Origin of the sequence: Micromonospora sp. NPDC047644, from assembly GCF_040704315.1 — a bacterium.
Taxonomy (GTDB): domain Bacteria; phylum Actinomycetota; class Actinomycetes; order Mycobacteriales; family Micromonosporaceae; genus Micromonospora.
The window spans coordinates 259763-275368 of sequence record NZ_JBEYSY010000010.1 but is presented as its reverse complement, the minus strand read 5'-3'; the positions used below and the strand labels follow the sequence as shown (position 1 = coordinate 275368).

Below are 15606 nucleotides of genomic sequence, written 5' to 3'. Positions count from 1 at the left end.
AAGAGGCAACCCTGAGCGACATCATCGCTACGCATAGTCACGCGCGAATCGGCCCGGGGAGTAGAGCTATGACGGAAACGCGCACCACAGGCACCCGAGACTTCGCGGGTCCCCTCGTCGCCGAGCGTCCACAGCGCAACGGCGTCATCATCGCGGCGAGCGTGGCGGCCGGAATCCTGCTGGCCGTGCTCTGGTCCTACGAGTTCGTCGACTCGGTCATCGGCGACAGTGTCGCCAGCGGGCTCCTCGGTCACGACGCGAAGGCGACGGCGATCTCCGGTACCGCCGCCGGCCTGGTGTTCGCGTTCGTGTCGGGCCTCGCCGGCACCTTCACCGCCTGCAACATCGCGATGCTCGCGTCCATCGGGCCGCTCGGCGCGGCAAGCGGTGGCAACGGCGACCGGCTCCGGCTGCTGTTGCGGCCGGTCGGTTACCTCACCCTGGGCATGGTCGCCGTCGCCGCGGTGTACGGGTTCGTCGGAGTCCTCCTGGGCGACCGGCTCCCCCAGCTGTCCACCGAGACCGCCGGTGGGGTGCCGGTACGCATCATCCAGTCGTCAGTGGTGTTCGGCGTCATCGGACTGGCCCTCATCTACCTCGGGCTGGCCGCGATCGGGACGGTACGGGACGTGTTCGCCGACCGACCGGTCGCGCGGGTGATCACTCTCGGCGCGCTCATCGGCGGCTTCCTCATCGGCCGGCCGTACCCGCTGTTCAACAAGTTGTTCCACTGGGCGGTCGACAGCGGCAACCCGCTGTACGGCTCGGCCGCGTTCGTCCTGCAGTCGCTCGGCAACATCGTCGTGGTCACCGCGCTGTTCGCACTGCTGATCATGCTCAGCCGCGGCCGGTTCATCAGCTGGCTCGCCGCCGACGTGAGGCGCAGCATGGTGCTCAGCGGCGCCCTGCTCATCGCCCTCGGGGTCTTCACAGTCGTGTACTGGGACGTCCGGGTGCCCTCGATCTTCGGCTTCGGCTGGTTCCCGACCATGTTCTACAACCACTGATGCCGATGCGGGCCGGCCGCCCTCGGCGAACACGGCACGTTCGAAGATGCTCCGGCACGTCAGATCCCCCGATGCTGTTCGGGTGACTGGCGCGGCAGACCCGGACCGATGGAGCGTGGCCAACACGGCGCTGCGAACGGCAGCCGACCGGTTCACCGACCTGGTGTCCGCCGCGCCCTCGCCCGGTGTGATGGCGACCGCCGACTGGACAGTGGCCGACACGCTGGCACACGTGGTGTCGATCGCGATGTTGTACGTGTCGAGACTGGAGGGCACCGAGGTGCCCATCCGGGTGCCGGGGCTGGAGGACCTGCTCGCCACCACGAACGTGGACACGGTGGCCGACGCCAATGCCCACGTGCTCGCCCACTTCACCGAACGCGACCCGCAGGTGCTGCTGACGCAGCTCGACACCATGGTCGGCCGCATCCTGGCGACGTCGGCTGATCCGCGATCGACGGTGAGTTGGTTGGGCAACGCGCGGGTGACGGTCGGCGGCCTGTTCGCCCATCTCATCAACGAGCTGCTGGTGCACGGCTGGGACATCGCCCGGGCGCTCCGCCGGCCGTGGCCGATGCCGGACGAGCACGCCGCGCTCTACTGGGACCTGTTCATGTTCGACATGCTGCGCGACACGTACGGGGTGCTGCTCAACACCGACCTGCCGACGCCCCGGCACGATGTGTCGGTGCAGTTCCGCTCACGGTACGTACCGACGACGACGCTGACGCTGGGCGACCGCCGGGTGTGGATCGCGCCGCCCGACGCCCCGTTCGACGCGAGCGTGACGTTCCGCCCCGCCCGGTTCAACCTGATGATGTTCGGCCGGATCAGCATCGCGCAGGCGGTGCTGAGGCGCGACGTCGTCATCGGTGGGCCGAGGCCGTGGCGACTGCCCGCGTTCCTCCGGGTGGTGCACATGCCCAACGGCCGACTCGCACCCCCACCCGCATCCCGGCGCAGATGACCGGCGGGTGGCGGTGCCCTCAGACCAGCTCGACGATCGTGGCGTTGGCCATGCCACCGCCCTCGCACATGGTCTGAAGGCCGTAGCGGATGCCGTTGTCCCGCATGTGCTGGAGCATGGTCGTCATGATCCGGGCACCGGAGCCGCCGAGCGGGTGACCGAGGGCGATCGCCCCGCCGCGCGGGTTGAGCCGCTCCGGGTCCGCCTCGGTCTCCGCCAGCCAGGCCAGCGGCACCGGGGCGAACGCCTCGTTCACCTCGTACACGCCGATCTCCTCGATGCCCAGCCCAGCGCGGCGCAGCGCCTTCGCGGTGGCCGGGATGGGCGCGGTGAGCATGGTGACCGGGTCGTCGGCGGCGACCACGGCGGTGTGGATCCGGGCCAACGGGCGCAGGCCGTGTCGGCTGGCCCAGTCGGAGGTGGTCACCGCGAGGGCCGCCGCGCCGTCGGAGATCTGGGACGCGGAACCGGCGGTCACCACGCCGTCGGCGCGGAACGGGGTGGCCAGTTCACCCAGCTTCTCCAGGGAGGTCTCCCGGCGGATGCCCTCGTCGGCGGCGAACTTGCCGCCGTCGGCGAGCGGCACCGGGGTCAGCTCCGGGTCGAACGCGCCGGCGTCCTGCGCGGCTGCCGCCTTCTCGTGGCTGGCCAGCGCGAACTCGTCCAGTTGGGTGCGCGAGAGACGCCACCGTTGGGCGATCAGCTCGGCCCCGACGCCCTGGTTGAACGGCAGCGGCGCGTCGTCGGCGAAGCCCTCGACGCCCCGGTAACGGGCGCGCAGCTGGTCGCTGAACGGCATGCCGCCGGCCACACTGGAACCCATCGGCACCCGGGTCATCGACTCGACGCCGCCGGCGACCACCAGGTCGGCCTGACCGGAGAGCACGGTCGCGGCGGCGAAGTGCAGGGCCTGCTGGCTGGAGCCGCACTGCCGGTCGAGCGTCGTGCCGGGGACCGTCTCGGGCCAGCCGGCGGCGAGCACGCCGTTGCGGGCGATGTTCCACGACTGCTCGCCGACCTGGGACACGCAGCCCCAGAAGACATCGTCGACCTGGGCCGGGTCGAGCCCGGTGCGCTCGGCGAGGGCGCGCAGCACGTGCGCCGAGAGGTCGACCGGGTGGACGCCGGCGAGGCTGCCCTTGCGCCGGCCGACCGGGGTACGTACCGCGCCGACGATGACCGCGTCACTCATGTTTACTCCCCGGTAACTTGGGCTGCCCCGATCCTACGTCGTCCATCGACCTCCCCGCGTCGATCATGGACTTGTGGTGAGCAGAAGATCCCGCTTCGCACCATATGAGGGGCACCACAACTGCATGATCGACGCGTGCGGGGGCGGCAATCCGGCGCATCGCTGGCATGCTGGGCGGGTGACTCAGACCTCCCCGGCCCGGCAGTGGCGAGTGCCGGCGAGCCTGCCGGCGGCGAAGCTGGCCGGTGCGGTTCTGCTGATCGCGCTCGGGCTGCTCTTCGCCGACGGCGACCCGGTCCGGCTGGCACTGGCCGTCCTGGCCGCCGCCGCGCTGGCCGGCTGGGCGGTACGTGACCTGGTCGCACCGGTCCGACTGACGGTGGACCCGGCCGGGCTCACCGTCATCCACGGCTTCGCCGGCCGGCGGCTGCTGCCCTGGTCGACGGTCGAGGCGATCGCCGTCGACCGGCGGCCCCGGCTCGGGCTGACCAGCGAAACCCTGGAGATCGACGCGGGCAACACGCTGCATCTGTTCGGTCGGTACGACCTGGGGGCCACCCCGGAAGAGGTGGCCACCGCACTGCGCGCCGCCCGCCCGGTCAGGTGAGCAGTGCGGCGGTCTGTCAGGTGAGCAGTGCGGCGGTCTGTCAGGTGAGCAGCGCGGCGGTCCGGAAGAGCACCAGCGCGAGCAGGATCAGCAGAATCAGCGCCGCACCGGTGACCTGCACCAGCGTGCGCCGACCGCGCGGCGCGTACGCGAGCACCAACGCCATCAGCGCGCCGACCACCAGGCCGCCCAGGTGCCCGGGGATCGAGATGCCCGGCACGGCCAGCGTGAACACCAGGTTGATCACCAGGATCGGGATGATCCGGGAGATGTCCCGGCCCAACCTGCGCTCGATGATGATCAGCGCGGCGAAGAGACCGAACACGGCCGTCGACGCCCCGACGGTGGCCGCCCGCGGGCTGCTGAACAGGTAGGCGGCCACGTTGCCGCCGAGGCCCGCGATCAGGTAGAGCGCGGCGAACCGCACCCGCCCGAGGTTGGCCTCCAACGACCGGCCGAGCACCCACAGCGCCCACATGTTGAGCAGCAGGTGCAGCACGCCGTAGTGCAGGAACATGGCCGTGACCAGCCGGTACCACTGGCCCTCGGCGATCCCGCCCAGCGTGTAGTCGGAGAGGTAGGCCCGGCCGAGCACCGCACCCCACTCGGTCAGCGGCGTGCTGCCACCCATCAGGCCGCCGAAGCCGGAGCCGCCGACCGCCGCGTCCCCGCCCCGGGCGGAGGCGATGGAGGCCAGCAGGAACAGCACGTTCACGGCGATCAGCGCCTTGGTGACATAGCCGTGCCGGCCGGCCGTACCGCCGCCGAAGGCGGTACGCGCCGGCCGGACACTGCGACGTCCCTCGTCGACGCACTCCGGGCACTGGTGCCCGACGGACGCCTCCCGCATGCAGTCCGGACAGATCGGCCGGTCGCAGCGGGTGCACCGGACGTAGGTCTCCCGGCCGGGGTGCCGGTAGCAGACCGGGGTGGTCGGTGGAGACTCGCTCACCGGGCCGACCCTCCGTCCGCCACCGCGCGGTCCACCGGCACCGGCCGTGCTCCGGAGCGCTCAATCATGCGAGCAAAGGTACCTCGCCAGTCGCTCAGGAAGCGGACCGCTCGATCTCGACCCGCTCGATGACGACGTCCTGGAGCGGACGGTCGCTCGGACCGGTCGGGGTGTTCGCGATCGAATCGACGATCTTCACCGACTGCTCGTCGGCGACCTGGCCGAAGATCGTGTGCCGGTTGTTGAGGTGCGGCGTCGGGGACACCGTGATGAAGAACTGCGAACCGTTGGTGCCCGGTCCGGCGTTCGCCATCGCCAGCAGGTACGGACGGTCGAACCGCAGCTCCGGGTGGAACTCGTCGGCGAACTTGTAGCCCGGGCCGCCCCGGCCGGTGCCGGTCGGATCGCCCATCTGGACCATGAAACCGCTGATCACCCGGTGCGAGATGGTGCCGTCGTAGTACGGACCACTGCCCGGCTGACCGGTGCGCGGGTCGGTGTACTCACGGTTGCCCTCGGCCAGGTCGACGAAGTTGCGGACGGTCTTCGGCGCGTGGTTCGGGAAGAGCTCCAGCCGGATCGGGCCAGCGTTGGTGTGCAGGGTGGCGTAGACAGCCTCGGCCACGGGTACTCCTCACTCGTTGGTCAGTTCCATGCGGATCCTCCCATGTGCCCGATCTGGCATCGCGGAGGCATCCGAAGGTGGAGGATGACGAAGGAACAACTCCCAGGAGGTAGGACCGTGTTTGGATTCGGGCGGCGTAAGTCCCAGGGGCAGTTGGCGAAGGCCGAGCTGAACCAGAGCATCAGCCACCTGATGCTGGCAGCCAACCACGCCGCGAAGGGCGCTGGCGCGACCGTCGGCCCGCGGGTCCAGGTGGCCCGAGGCTACGTCGCACCGACCGCCGCGAAGGTACGCGACCGCGCGTCGACCGGCTGGGGGACGACTCTCACCACGCTGGCACCACTGGCGGCGGCTGCTCGTGACGGCGCCGCGCAGGCCGGGCCGCTGACCAGGAAGGCCAAGTCGAAGACCATGCGGATCACCGGTAAGAAGAAGCAGCCGCGTCGTCGCGGCTCGATGATGACCGGCCTGTTGGCGGCGGGTGCCATCGCCGGTCTGGCCGGCGCGGTCGCGCTGCGTCGCCGCCGGGAGCAGCAGGAGTGGGCCGAGTACGACCCGACCCGCAGCACCCTGGAGCCGATGCGCGACGAGGTCGACTCGATCGAGGTGCGTACGCCGTCCGCCGCCCGGGGCTCCGACGGGTCCGCCATGTCCGGCGCGGCGGCGGGGATGACCGGCGCGGGCAGCTCGGCGGTGGCCGGCGGCTCCAGCGCCAGCACCACCGCCCCGGCCAAGCAGACCGGTGTCCGCCCGACCGACAAGGTCCCGTCGGTCGCCGAGGGCGCCACCGACGTCTCCGGTCGGCCGACCGACGACCTCACCAAGGCGCTGGGCAAGGACACGGCCCGCACCAACGGCCGCCGCTGAGCTCGACAGCAGCGCATCGGAGCGCCGACGAGTGGGTCCACCCACTCGTCGGCGCTTGCGCGTTCGGGGCGCGGTCGCCGGATCAGAGCCAGCCGTTGCGGCGGAACCAGCGGTAGAGGGCCAGTGAGACGCCGAGCATGAGGGCGAGGGCCACCGGATAGCCGTACGTCATCTTCAGCTCGGGCATGTTGTCGAAGTTCATGCCCTCGACGCCGGCGATGGAGGTCCAGACCGCGGCGATGGCCGCCCACGCGGCGATCTTGCGCATGTCGTTGTTCTGGTCGACGGTGACCTGGGCCAGCCGCGCCTGCAGGATCGAGTTCAGCAGGTCGTCGTAGGAGTTCACCTGCTCGACGACGCGGCTCAGGTGGTCCTGCACGTCCCGGAAGTACTTGCGGATCTCCTTCGGCACGTCCCGGTTGACCTGCGAGGTCAGCGTCATCAGCGGCCGTTGCAACGGCACCACCGCCCGCTTGAACTCGACCAGCTCCCGCTTCATCTGGTAGATCCGCTGGATCCGCCCGTGGCCCTGCCGGTCGAAGACCTCCGCCTCCAGCACGTCCAGGTCGTCCTCGATCTGCTCGGCCACCTCCAGATAGAGGTCGACCACCCGGTCGGTCACCCCGTACGCCACCGCCCACGGGCCGTGCAGCAACAACTCCTGCTTGGTCTCCAGGTCGGCGCGGATCGGGGCGAGCCGGCAGGCGTCGCCGTGCCGGACGCTGATCACGAAGTTCGGGCCGATGAAGAGCATCACCTGCCCGGTCTCCACCACCTCGGAGTTCTCGGTCAGCTCGGTGTGCTCGCAGTAGCGGGCGGTGCGCAGCACCAGGAAGACGACGTCGCCGAAGCGCTCCAGCTTGGGGCGCTGCTCGGCCTTGACCGCGTCCTCGACCGCCAGCTCGTGCAGGCCGTAGGTCTCCGCGATGGCGGTCATCTCGGCCAACTCCGGCTGGTGCAGACCGATCCAGACGAAGCCGTGCTCCTCGCGGCGGGCTGCGGCCAACGCCTCCGCGTAGGTCCAGTCGCCGGGCTGCCGCTTGCCGTCGACGTAGAGCGCGCAGTCGACCACCGCGCTGCGGCCGGTGCCGGTGCCCGTCGGGGTCGGCACGGGGTGCGAGCCGTCGGCGTTGAGGATCCGGGTCATCGCCCGGACCGGGGAGGGCCACGCCCGAGGTCGCAGCACCCGACCGGTGGTCGACGGTGCCGTCCGGTCCCGCTCTGTCCGATCCGTCATCGCGTCACCTCCCGCGCTCAGTCAGCGGCTTGCAGGCTACGCCGATCGCGGTCGAGAACCGGTGTGACGGCGGTCGCGTGGGGGCGGTGCCGGGCGGGCCGGGCCGCATCGGGGGGTGTGCGGGGGACGACACGGCCCACCCGGCACCTGTGGGGGCGGGAGGTTGTGCTGCCGCGTCGACCCCGGCGGGACCGGCCCGGAGGCCGGGCGGTGAAACTGCGCAGCTCGCGGGGTGACGCTCGCAGCATTGTGGGCCAGCCGGCCGCCCGGAGGGGAGCCCCGGGACGGCCGGCATCGTCGTTCTGTCGGGAACCCGACAGTTGGCTCAGCTACGGACGGCCTCGACGGCCGAGGCGAGCCGCCGGACGCCCTCGTCGATCCGGTCGGCGGTCACCGCCGAAAAGGCCAGTCGGAGAGCGTGTCGCCCGCCGTCCAGCACGAAGTCACTGCCCTTGACCACGGCGACCCCGCGCTCGGCCGCCGCCGGGGCGAGCCGGTCGACCAGCACGTCCTCCGGGAACTCCACCCAGAGGAAGTAGCCGCCGTCGGGCTCCACGAACCGCGCCTGCGGCAGGTGCCGGCGCAACGACTCGGCGAGCACCTGGGCCCGCTCGCCGAGCGCCGCCCGAACCGTCTCGATCGAGCGGTCGATGTCACCGGAGACGCAGAACTCGTGCACGATCGCCTGGGACACCATCCCGGGGGAGATGTAGAGGCTCGTCGCGTTCTTCGCGATGGAGGCGATCAGGTCGGCCGGGCCGACCAGGTAACCGACCCGCACACCCGGGCAGACCGTCTTGGTGAAGCTCGACGCGTGCACCACCACGTTGCGGGTGTCCAGCGAGAGCATCGACGGCAGCGCCTCGCCACGGAAGCGGATGTCCGCGTACGGGTCGTCCTCGAAGATCGTGAACTCGTACTCGGCGGCCAGGTCGAGCAGCTCCCGGCGCTTCTCCTCCGACAGCGTCATGCCGGCCGGGTTCTGGTAGTTCGGGATGACGTGCGCGAGCCGGGGGCGGACCCCGGACTCCAGCAGCTTGCGCAGCTCGGCAGTGTCCAGGCCGTCCGGTTGGACGGCGACGCTGTGCAGCTCACTGCCCATCCGCTTGAGGTTGAGCAGCGTCCGGTCGTACGTCGGGCGCTCCACCACCACCGCGTCGCCGGGGCGGACCAGGTGGTCGAAGAGGAACGCGTCGGCCTGGAGCGAGCCGTTGGTGACCAGCACCTGGTCGGCCTCGACCCCGTGCTTCTCGGCGATCCACTTACGCAGCGGGAGGTACCCGACGGAGGTGCCGTACGCCGTCACCCCCGCGGGGTCGGCGTCGAAGGCGCGGACAGCGGCGGCCTTGAGCCCCTCGACATCGACGATGTCCAGGGAGGGAGCCCCACGGGCAAAGGAGATCAACTGCTCGGCGGTCATGGATATTGAGCGTACGGGCGGCGGCGGGGGACGCGCGGTCGGCACGGCGATGTCCGCATCCTGAGCCACCGGGTCGGGTGACGGCACTCCACCGGTCGGCGGCAGATCAGACCGGAAGGGCGAGCGCGTCGTGCTGCGCGCCCCGGGAAAGTCCCTCCAGCTGCACGCCGAGCGCGTCGAGGAGCTGACTCCAGTCGAAGTAGGAACGCCACGCGGTGATCCGCCCCTTGCGGGCCCGGACCACGTCGGCCACCTCCCAGCTCACCAGCCGGCCGGTGGGCGCGACGGTGCCGTACGGCGAATGCAGGGTGCCGGTGTGGGTGCCGGTCAGCCGCAGCTCGACCGCGGCGCCACCGCCGGTGCGGACCGCGCCCATCGGGTCGACCCGCAGATCCGGGAAGGCGCCGGTCCAGGTGCGCAGCAGGGCGGGCAGCTCGATCGGACGGACCGTCACGCCCGGCATGGCGTAGAACGCCTCCGGGGCGTAGAGATCTGGCAGCCGGGCCACGTCCCGACGCAGGAGCATCGCGTACTGCTGCTCGACCAGCCGCTCCGCGTCGCGCATCGGGACCTCCCCCGCGGGCCACGGCATCTCCGCGCCCGCAAGGGATGTCTACCCATCGATCCGGCCCCGCACACCACCCCCGGTCAGGTGGCGGCGACCGCCTGGCTCTCCGACCAGACCCGCATGATGTCCCGCACGGAGATCACCCCGGCCACCTCCCGGCCGTCCAGCACCACCAGGTGCCGGAATCCGCCCCGGGCCATCGCGGCGGCGGCCTCGGCCACCGTCCACTCCGGCCCCGCGTAGACCACGTCCCAGGTCAGGTGGGCCCCGGTGCGTTCCACGTCGCAGTCCAGACCGGCGCCGATGGCCTTCAACACGTCACGTTCGGTCATGATCCCCACGCCCTCGGAATCCGGGTCGATCACGACCGCCGACCCGACACCGCGGGCCGACATCATCCGGGCCGCCTGGCGGAGCGTGTGCTCCGGACCGACGACGAGGACCTGGCTGGACATCGCATCCCGTACCTGCATCACACATCACCCCTTTGGGACGGTGGGCATTCGGTACGGACATGGTGGTCGGTGGATGTTTCCGGGACAAGAGCGGCATCGCACAAGCTGCGGACGCTGGCTACTGTCGGATGGTGTCCACCGAGCCCCTGCGCTGCGCCGGCGCGCTGATCGTCGACCATGACGGCCGCATCTTCTTTCAGCGCCGCTCACCACACCGACGCCTGTTTCCCGACTGCTGGGACATCGTCGGCGGCCACGTGGAGCCGGGCGAGGACATCGACGAGGCGCTGCGCCGGGAGATCACCGAGGAGACCGGTTGGGTCCTCTCCCACGTCCTGGGCCAGGTGGGCGAGTACAGCTACGTCGGCGACGACGGCCTGGCCCGGACCGAGTACGACTTCCTGGTCCGCGTCGACGGTGACCTCGACCGCCCGAGGCTGGAGGCCGGCAAGCACACCGAGTACCGCTGGCTGGCCGAGCACGAGGTGACGGTGCTCGACGAGCACCGCGACGTCAACGACGGGCTGATCCGGCGGATCGCTGAGGAGGGCTTCGCCGTCCTCCGGTCGATCGGTCTGTGAACGCCGTCGAACTCGCGCCCCACCGGATCGCCGGGCTGCTCGCACCGGCCGTGGACCGGACCTTCCGCGCCGGCATCCTGGCCGGCCGGGACGGGGGTGGCGCCGAGTTGTCCCAGCGCTACGGCGGAGTCACCGCCACCGGTTTCCTGGTCGACCTGCGCACCCGGCTGGCCGCACCCGGTGGCACCGTCGACGGGCCCGGGTTCGCGGCGATCACCCGCTACCAGGACCCGGTCGCCTGCCGGAGAACCGTGGACAAGCAGGTGGCCCACGGGATGATCTACCGCAGCCCGGACGGGGCCCTGTCCGCCACCGAGCGGGGCGCGGCGTTCCTCGCCGAGCTGTACCAGGTGCACGCCGAGGTCACCGAGGAGTTGTGGGCCGGCCACGACGATCGGGTGGCCCGGCTGGTGTCCCTGCTCGGCCGACTGCTGTCGTACGCCCTCGTGCTGGCCGACGAGGAGGCGAACCCGGTCGCCTCAGCCTTCGCCGCGCTGGCACCCCCGTACGAGCCGGACGGCACACCGTCGGGCGTGCTGCTGCTCAATCGGCTCAGCACGCTGCGACACCACCGGGCCGACGCGCACGCCGCCGCCTGGACCGCCGCCGGGCACACCGCGTCGAGCATCGCCGCCCTGCCGGCCGGTCCCGAGCGGCTCGCCATCGAACTGGAGACCGACCGGCGGGCCGCCGCCCCGTACGCCGCGCTCAGCGGGGAGGAGCGCCTGACCATGCTCGCCGACCTGGCGGCCTTGCCCGGCTGACCCGGTTGGCCGGAGCCGCGCACGCGGCCGGCGCTATCCTCCAGCGGTGACCGGAGCAGGACTAGGGAGGATGTCGCGATGATCGGAATGGTGCTCGCGGCCGGAGCGGGACGACGGCTGCGCCCGTACACCGACACCCTGCCCAAGGCGTTGGTGCCGGTGGACGGCGAGACGACGATCCTGGACATCGCGCTGGGCAACCTCGCCGAGGTCGGGCTCACCGACATCGTGATCGTCGTCGGCTACGCGGCGGACGCGGTCGTCTCCCGCCAGGCGGAGCTGGAGAAGAAGTACGGGGTCACGCTCACCCTGGTGCACAACGACAAGGCCGAGGAGTGGAACAACGCGTACTCGCTCTGGCTGGCCCGCGAGCACTTCGCCCGCGGAGTGCTGCTGGTCAACGGGGACACCGTGCACCCGGTGAGCGTGGAGAAGACCCTGCTGGCCGAGCGTGGCCCGGGCATCCTGCTGGCCGTGGACACCCTCAAGCCGCTGGCCGAGGAGGAGATGAAGACCACCTTCGACGCCGCCGGCCAGCTCACCCGGATCACCAAGATCATGGACCCGGGCGAGGCGTACGGGGAGTACATCGGCGCGACACTGATCGAACCGCAGGTCGCCGACGCCCTCGCCGACGCGCTGGAGGCGACCTGGCGACGGGACCCGAACCTCTACTACGAGGACGGCTACCAGGAGTTCTCCGACCGGGGCGGGGAGGTGCGGGCGGCGCCGATTGGTGACGTCCCGTGGGTCGAGGTCGACAACCACGCCGACCTGGCCCGCGCGCGGGAGATCGCGTGCCGCTACTAGCTCGAAGCGTCCTCACCCCGCTGCACATCGACGTGCGACGCGGGGCGGTCGCCGATCTGGGCGCGATCCTGGCCGACGGGCGGATCTCCTCCGGGGGCGACGTCGCCGTGGTGGTCGGCCCGGGTCAGGGTGCCCAGATCGCGGAGCTGATCCGACCGTCACTGCGCTCGGCGGACGTGTTCACCGTCTCCGGCGGGACGCTGGACGCCGCCGACGACCTGGGTGGCGAACTCCGCGCCCGGTCCTACGACGCGGTGGTCGGCATCGGTGGCGGCAAGACCATCGACGTGGCCAAGTACGCGGCGACCCGCCGAGGGCTGCCGATGGTGTCGGTGGCGACCAGCCTCGCCAACGACGGGATCGCCTCCCCGGTGGCCAGCCTGATCACCGACGGGATCAAGGGCTCCTACGGCGTACACATCCCGATCGGGGTGATCGTCGATCTGGACTTCGTGGAGAGCGGCCCGGACCGGCACAACCGGGCCGGCATCGGCGACGTGATCAGCAACATCAGCGCGCTGGCCGACTGGGAGCTGTCCCGGCAGGTACGCGGTGAGCCGGTCGACGGGCTGGCCGCGTCGCTCTCGCGGGCGGGCGCCGAGGCGGTGCTCAACCACCCCGGCGACATGAGAGACGACGCATTCGTGATCGTCCTCGCCGAGGCGTTGATCTCCAGCGGTCTGGCGATGGCCGTCGACGGCACCAGCCGCCCGTGCAGCGGCGGCTGCCACGAGATCATGCACGCGGTCGACTCGCTCTTTCCGGGCACCGCCTCGCACGGCGAGCTGGCCGGGCTCGGAGCGCTGTTCTGCACCTGGCTGCGGGGAGATCTCCGCCGCTTCGGGGAGATGTCGGCCTGCCTGGCCCGGCACGGCCTGCCCCGGCTCCCCGCCGAGGTGGCGCTCACCGACGACCAGTTCATCGAGGCGGTGCAGTTCGCGCCGCGCACCCGGCCGGACCGGTACACCATCCTCGAACACCTGGCACTGTCGCCTACCGAGACCCGGGAGCGGCTGGCAGACTACGCCGGTGCAATCCGCGACCAGCTTGGCTGACCCCCGTCCCACCGTCGCCGACTTCCACCGGGTGAACCGGGGCGGCGGCCTGTTCAGCGAGTCGATCAGCCAGTGGCTGGGGGCCGTCTTCGCGCTCGTCGCCCAGCGGCTCGGGCTGCGACCCACCGCGTTGACGATCACCAACCTGGTGCTCGGTCTGGCCACCTCGGTCACCGTGGTGGCGCTCGCCGGCCCGGTCGCCGCCGGGGACGTACCGGCCTGGGTGGTCGGCCTGCTCGCCCTGATCGGCTGGCAGGTGGCGTACTCCCTGGACTGCGCGGACGGGCAGCTGGCCCGGGTGACCGGCCAGGGCAGCGCGGCCGGCGCGCGCGTCGACGTGCTCTGCGACGTGGCCGCGCAGATCGCCCTGGTGGCAGCGCTGGCCGCCACCGCCGTGGCGCAGGAGCCGGCCACGCCGACCTGGCTGGTGGCGGCCTTCGCGGGCACCTGGATGGTCAACCTGGTGACGTCGGTGATGCAGGCCGGCCCGAACGCGGCCAGCATGGTCACCTCGACCTCGCTGCCGGTGCGCCTGGTGAAGCTGGTCCGCGACTACGGCGCGGTGATCTTCGTGGCCGCGGTGGTGCTGGCCGTGGCCCCCGCGCTGGTTCTCTGGGTGATGGTCGCCTTCACCATCGTCAACGGCGGCTTCCTGCTGGCCAGCATCGCCTTCTCCGCCCGAGCCTCCTGGTAACGACTACCAACGCCTTCGCGCCGCCATCACGATCCCGAAGGTAGTTCGGTCCCGCCGTCCTGCGCGCGTTGTCGGCGGAGTTGTTCGAGGAGGGCGGTGTCGGCTTCGAGGTCGGGATGGTCGACCTGCTGATCGAGGTCGACCACGTGTTCGAGTTCCCGGATCGCCTGGTCCAGGTCACCATCAGCCTGGTGGACCATCGCGATGTTGTAGCGGGTGACGGCTTCGCCGGCCCGGTCGCCAACCTCCCGGCGGATGGGCAGGGCCTGGTGATAGTGGTCGAGGGCCCGCTGCTGATCCCCCAACCCTTGATACGTATGGCCGATGTTGTTCAGGGTGATGGCTTCACCGGCCCGGTCACCAACCTCCCGCCGGATGGGCAGGGCCTGGTGATAGTGGGCCAGGGCCCGCTGCCGATCCCCCAACCCGTCGTACACGCCTCCGATGTTGTTCAGGGTGACGGCTTCGCCGGCCCGGTCACCAACTTCCCGCCGGATGGGCAGGGCCTGCTGGTAGTAGTCGAGGGCCCGCTGCCAATCCCCCAACCCGTGATACGCGTGGCCGATGTTGTTCAGGGTGGTGGCTTCACCGGCCCGGTCACCAACTTTCCGCCGAATGGGCAGGGCCTGATGGAAGTGGGCCAGGGCCCGCCGCTGATCCCCCAACCTGTTGTACGCGCCGCCGATGTTGGTCAGGCTGGCGGCTTCACCGGCCCGGTCGCCGACTTCCCGCTGGATGGGCAGGGCCTCATGGAAGTGCTCCAAGGCCCGCTGCCAATCCCCCAACCTGTCGTACACGCTGCCGATGTTGTTCAGGGTGGCTGCTTCGTTGCCCCGGTCGCCGGTCTGTTGGTACATGGTGAGGGCCTGCTGAAAGTCCTCCAGGGCCGGCCGGGGCAAACCGGTCGACGACCGCGCCCAGCCACGTTGGTAGAGGGCGCGGGCATCCGGGCCGAGGGTCAGCGTCGCGGTGGCCATGGCCTCAACCGCTGCGAACCGCGAGGTACGCAGCCACACCCGACACACCCGGGCACCGGCATCGCGGGCGATCACCGGCTGCCAACCGGCGACAGCAAGCCGATGCACCTCCACAAGTCGGGCGACGGGGGTCGCCGCAGCGTGCGGGACGGGGCGTAATGGTGACGCTTCTCGATCCTCCATGCCGAATCCCCCTCGCTCTTCCCGCTGCTCCCGGCTGCCTGTCCGGCGTGTCCAGGGGTCGGACCGTGGCACACCAGCGGTGTACCGCGGTGGCACGGGTCGTCATTGTTCTTCCCACGATGGCCGGGGCTTGGTCAGCGAGTCGGAAACCCGTCAGTCGGGTTCACCGAGCGGTCCCGGGACGCGAATAAACGTACAGTGGCCGCCACAGTCCACCCGTTGATCGCCCGGCCCCGCTCAGGGATCCGCGGTCCCCGGCGGGCTTGACCAGGCGCATCAGGGGAGGGTGCGGGTGATGGGAAACGCCACAGTGGAGGTGTCCGGGGCGCAGGCCGCGCGCTGGGCGGCGGAGCTGCGGTCCGCGCTGATCGGGGCGATGGGGCCGGACGACAGCGTGTCGCCAGTGCAGGTGCAGCGGTCGGCCGAAATGGTGATCGCGGTCATCGGGCTGGTGTTCTCCGGGGTCGAGGTGGCCAAGACGATCGCCGAGTGGTGGAGCGCCCGCCGCCGGGAAGGCGCTGCGGTGACCGTGCTGCTGCCGGACGGCACCCGGATCGAGCTGGCCGAGGGCAGCCAGGCTCGGCTGGAGATCGCCATGCGGCAGGAAGGCACCGGGCCGCACTGAACTGACCGCCACGACGGGAT

General features: G+C 71.1%; 18 protein-coding genes. 10 read left to right on the top strand and 8 right to left on the bottom strand.

The window, feature by feature from the left end; translation table 11 throughout:
• The first annotated feature begins 68 nt into the window (after positions 1-68).
• Positions 69-1007 carry a hypothetical protein gene (locus AB0877_RS18815; protein WP_366610190.1) on the top strand — a complete coding sequence of 313 codons (939 nt, stop codon included), beginning with the start codon at positions 69-71 and terminating at the stop codon, positions 1005-1007.
• Between the two features lie 82 nt (positions 1008-1089).
• A complete protein-coding gene (locus AB0877_RS18810; RefSeq protein WP_366610188.1) occupies positions 1090-1974 on the top strand; it encodes a maleylpyruvate isomerase N-terminal domain-containing protein in 885 nt (294 codons plus the stop codon).
• A 19-nt stretch (positions 1975-1993) separates the two neighbouring features.
• Here the strand turns inward: AB0877_RS18810 and AB0877_RS18805 are convergent, their stop codons facing one another.
• Positions 1994-3166, bottom strand: coding sequence for an acetyl-CoA C-acyltransferase (locus AB0877_RS18805; protein WP_357223351.1), 1173 nt, complete (start codon positions 3164-3166; stop codon positions 1994-1996).
• A gap of 124 nt (positions 3167-3290) precedes the next feature.
• On the opposite strand from AB0877_RS18805, the gene AB0877_RS18800 reads away from it, so the two are divergent.
• Positions 3291-3773 (top strand): PH domain-containing protein, encoded by a 483-nt coding sequence (locus AB0877_RS18800; protein ID WP_366610287.1) that lies wholly within the window; start codon positions 3291-3293, stop codon positions 3771-3773.
• Between the two features lie 40 nt (positions 3774-3813).
• Here the strand turns inward: AB0877_RS18800 and AB0877_RS18795 are convergent, their stop codons facing one another.
• Positions 3814-4725 carry a rhomboid family intramembrane serine protease gene (locus tag AB0877_RS18795; RefSeq protein WP_366610187.1) on the bottom strand — a complete coding sequence of 304 codons (912 nt, stop codon included), beginning with the start codon at positions 4723-4725 and terminating at the stop codon, positions 3814-3816.
• Positions 4726-4819: 94 nt separating this feature from the next.
• Positions 4820-5350, bottom strand: coding sequence for a peptidylprolyl isomerase (locus tag AB0877_RS18790; protein WP_357223359.1), 531 nt, complete (start codon positions 5348-5350; stop codon positions 4820-4822).
• A gap of 84 nt (positions 5351-5434) precedes the next feature.
• Between AB0877_RS18790 and AB0877_RS18785 the strand changes: the two genes are divergently transcribed.
• The gene (locus AB0877_RS18785; protein WP_366610185.1) at positions 5435-6217 is read left to right on the top strand and encodes a hypothetical protein; all 783 of its coding nucleotides are present in this window, start codon (positions 5435-5437) and stop codon (positions 6215-6217) included.
• A gap of 82 nt (positions 6218-6299) precedes the next feature.
• Here the strand turns inward: AB0877_RS18785 and corA are convergent, their stop codons facing one another.
• From corA to AB0877_RS18765, 4 genes are all read right to left on the bottom strand, one after another.
• Positions 6300-7454, bottom strand: a complete 1155-nt coding sequence (corA, locus tag AB0877_RS18780) for a magnesium/cobalt transporter CorA (protein ID WP_366610184.1) — start codon at positions 7452-7454, stop codon at positions 6300-6302.
• A 325-nt stretch (positions 7455-7779) separates the two neighbouring features.
• Positions 7780-8874 carry a PLP-dependent aminotransferase family protein gene (locus tag AB0877_RS18775; RefSeq protein ID WP_366610182.1) on the bottom strand — a complete coding sequence of 365 codons (1095 nt, stop codon included), beginning with the start codon at positions 8872-8874 and terminating at the stop codon, positions 7780-7782.
• 106 nt (positions 8875-8980) lie between these two features.
• The gene (locus AB0877_RS18770) at positions 8981-9439 is read right to left on the bottom strand and encodes an ester cyclase (protein WP_357223364.1); all 459 of its coding nucleotides are present in this window, start codon (positions 9437-9439) and stop codon (positions 8981-8983) included.
• Positions 9440-9522: 83 nt separating this feature from the next.
• Positions 9523-9915, bottom strand: a complete 393-nt coding sequence (locus AB0877_RS18765; RefSeq protein ID WP_366610181.1) for a CBS domain-containing protein — start codon at positions 9913-9915, stop codon at positions 9523-9525.
• Between the two features lie 110 nt (positions 9916-10025).
• On the opposite strand from AB0877_RS18765, the gene AB0877_RS18760 reads away from it, so the two are divergent.
• The 5 genes from AB0877_RS18760 (at position 10026) to AB0877_RS18740 (ending at position 13801) form a co-directional block, all read left to right on the top strand.
• Positions 10026-10478 (top strand): NUDIX domain-containing protein, encoded by a 453-nt coding sequence (locus AB0877_RS18760; protein ID WP_366610179.1) that lies wholly within the window; start codon positions 10026-10028, stop codon positions 10476-10478.
• The gene (locus tag AB0877_RS18755; protein WP_366610177.1) at positions 10475-11242 is read left to right on the top strand and encodes a hypothetical protein; all 768 of its coding nucleotides are present in this window, start codon (positions 10475-10477) and stop codon (positions 11240-11242) included. The genes AB0877_RS18760 and AB0877_RS18755 overlap by 4 nt, the downstream gene beginning before the upstream one ends.
• 78 nt (positions 11243-11320) lie before the next feature.
• Positions 11321-12052 carry a phosphocholine cytidylyltransferase family protein gene (locus tag AB0877_RS18750; RefSeq protein ID WP_366610176.1) on the top strand — a complete coding sequence of 244 codons (732 nt, stop codon included), beginning with the start codon at positions 11321-11323 and terminating at the stop codon, positions 12050-12052.
• Positions 12040-13107: an iron-containing alcohol dehydrogenase family protein gene (locus AB0877_RS18745; protein ID WP_366610175.1), complete on the top strand. Its 1068-nt coding sequence runs from the start codon at positions 12040-12042 to the stop codon at positions 13105-13107. Before AB0877_RS18750 ends, AB0877_RS18745 begins: the two co-directional genes overlap by 13 nt.
• Positions 13082-13801 (top strand): CDP-alcohol phosphatidyltransferase family protein, encoded by a 720-nt coding sequence (locus AB0877_RS18740; RefSeq protein WP_366610173.1) that lies wholly within the window; start codon positions 13082-13084, stop codon positions 13799-13801. Before AB0877_RS18745 ends, AB0877_RS18740 begins: the two co-directional genes overlap by 26 nt.
• 26 nt (positions 13802-13827) lie before the next feature.
• On the opposite strand, the gene AB0877_RS18735 is transcribed toward AB0877_RS18740, so the two are convergent.
• A complete protein-coding gene (locus tag AB0877_RS18735; protein WP_366610172.1) occupies positions 13828-14778 on the bottom strand; it encodes a tetratricopeptide repeat protein in 951 nt (316 codons plus the stop codon).
• A 478-nt stretch (positions 14779-15256) separates the two neighbouring features.
• Here AB0877_RS18735 and AB0877_RS18730 point away from each other — a divergent pair, with 478 nt between their 5' ends.
• The gene (locus tag AB0877_RS18730) at positions 15257-15586 is read left to right on the top strand and encodes a hypothetical protein (protein WP_366610170.1); all 330 of its coding nucleotides are present in this window, start codon (positions 15257-15259) and stop codon (positions 15584-15586) included.
• Positions 15587-15606 lie beyond the last annotated feature (20 nt).

What these genes read in the sequence shown, in the direction of transcription:
- AB0877_RS18750 (WP_366610176.1), top strand. Translation starts at nt 11,321, where the DNA reads ATGATCGGAATGGTGCTCGCGGCCGGAGCGGGACGACGGCTGCGCCCG.
- AB0877_RS18800 (WP_366610287.1), top strand. Translation starts at nt 3,291, where the DNA reads ATGATCGACGCGTGCGGGGGCGGCAATCCGGCGCATCGCTGGCATGCT.
- AB0877_RS18770 (WP_357223364.1), bottom strand. Translation starts at nt 9,439, where the DNA reads ATGCGCGACGCGGAGCGGCTGGTCGAGCAGCAGTACGCGATGCTCCTG.
- AB0877_RS18760 (WP_366610179.1), top strand. Translation starts at nt 10,026, where the DNA reads ATGGTGTCCACCGAGCCCCTGCGCTGCGCCGGCGCGCTGATCGTCGAC.
- AB0877_RS18805 (WP_357223351.1), bottom strand. Translation starts at nt 3,166, where the DNA reads ATGAGTGACGCGGTCATCGTCGGCGCGGTACGTACCCCGGTCGGCCGG.
- AB0877_RS18730 (WP_366610170.1), top strand. Translation starts at nt 15,257, where the DNA reads ATGGGAAACGCCACAGTGGAGGTGTCCGGGGCGCAGGCCGCGCGCTGG.
- AB0877_RS18765 (WP_366610181.1), bottom strand. Translation starts at nt 9,915, where the DNA reads ATGCAGGTACGGGATGCGATGTCCAGCCAGGTCCTCGTCGTCGGTCCG.
- AB0877_RS18735 (WP_366610172.1), bottom strand. Translation starts at nt 14,778, where the DNA reads ATGGCCACCGCGACGCTGACCCTCGGCCCGGATGCCCGCGCCCTCTAC.
- AB0877_RS18815 (WP_366610190.1), top strand. Translation starts at nt 69, where the DNA reads ATGACGGAAACGCGCACCACAGGCACCCGAGACTTCGCGGGTCCCCTC.
- corA (WP_366610184.1), bottom strand. Translation starts at nt 7,454, where the DNA reads ATGACGGATCGGACAGAGCGGGACCGGACGGCACCGTCGACCACCGGT.
- AB0877_RS18785 (WP_366610185.1), top strand. Translation starts at nt 5,435, where the DNA reads ATGACGAAGGAACAACTCCCAGGAGGTAGGACCGTGTTTGGATTCGGG.
- AB0877_RS18775 (WP_366610182.1), bottom strand. Translation starts at nt 8,874, where the DNA reads ATGACCGCCGAGCAGTTGATCTCCTTTGCCCGTGGGGCTCCCTCCCTG.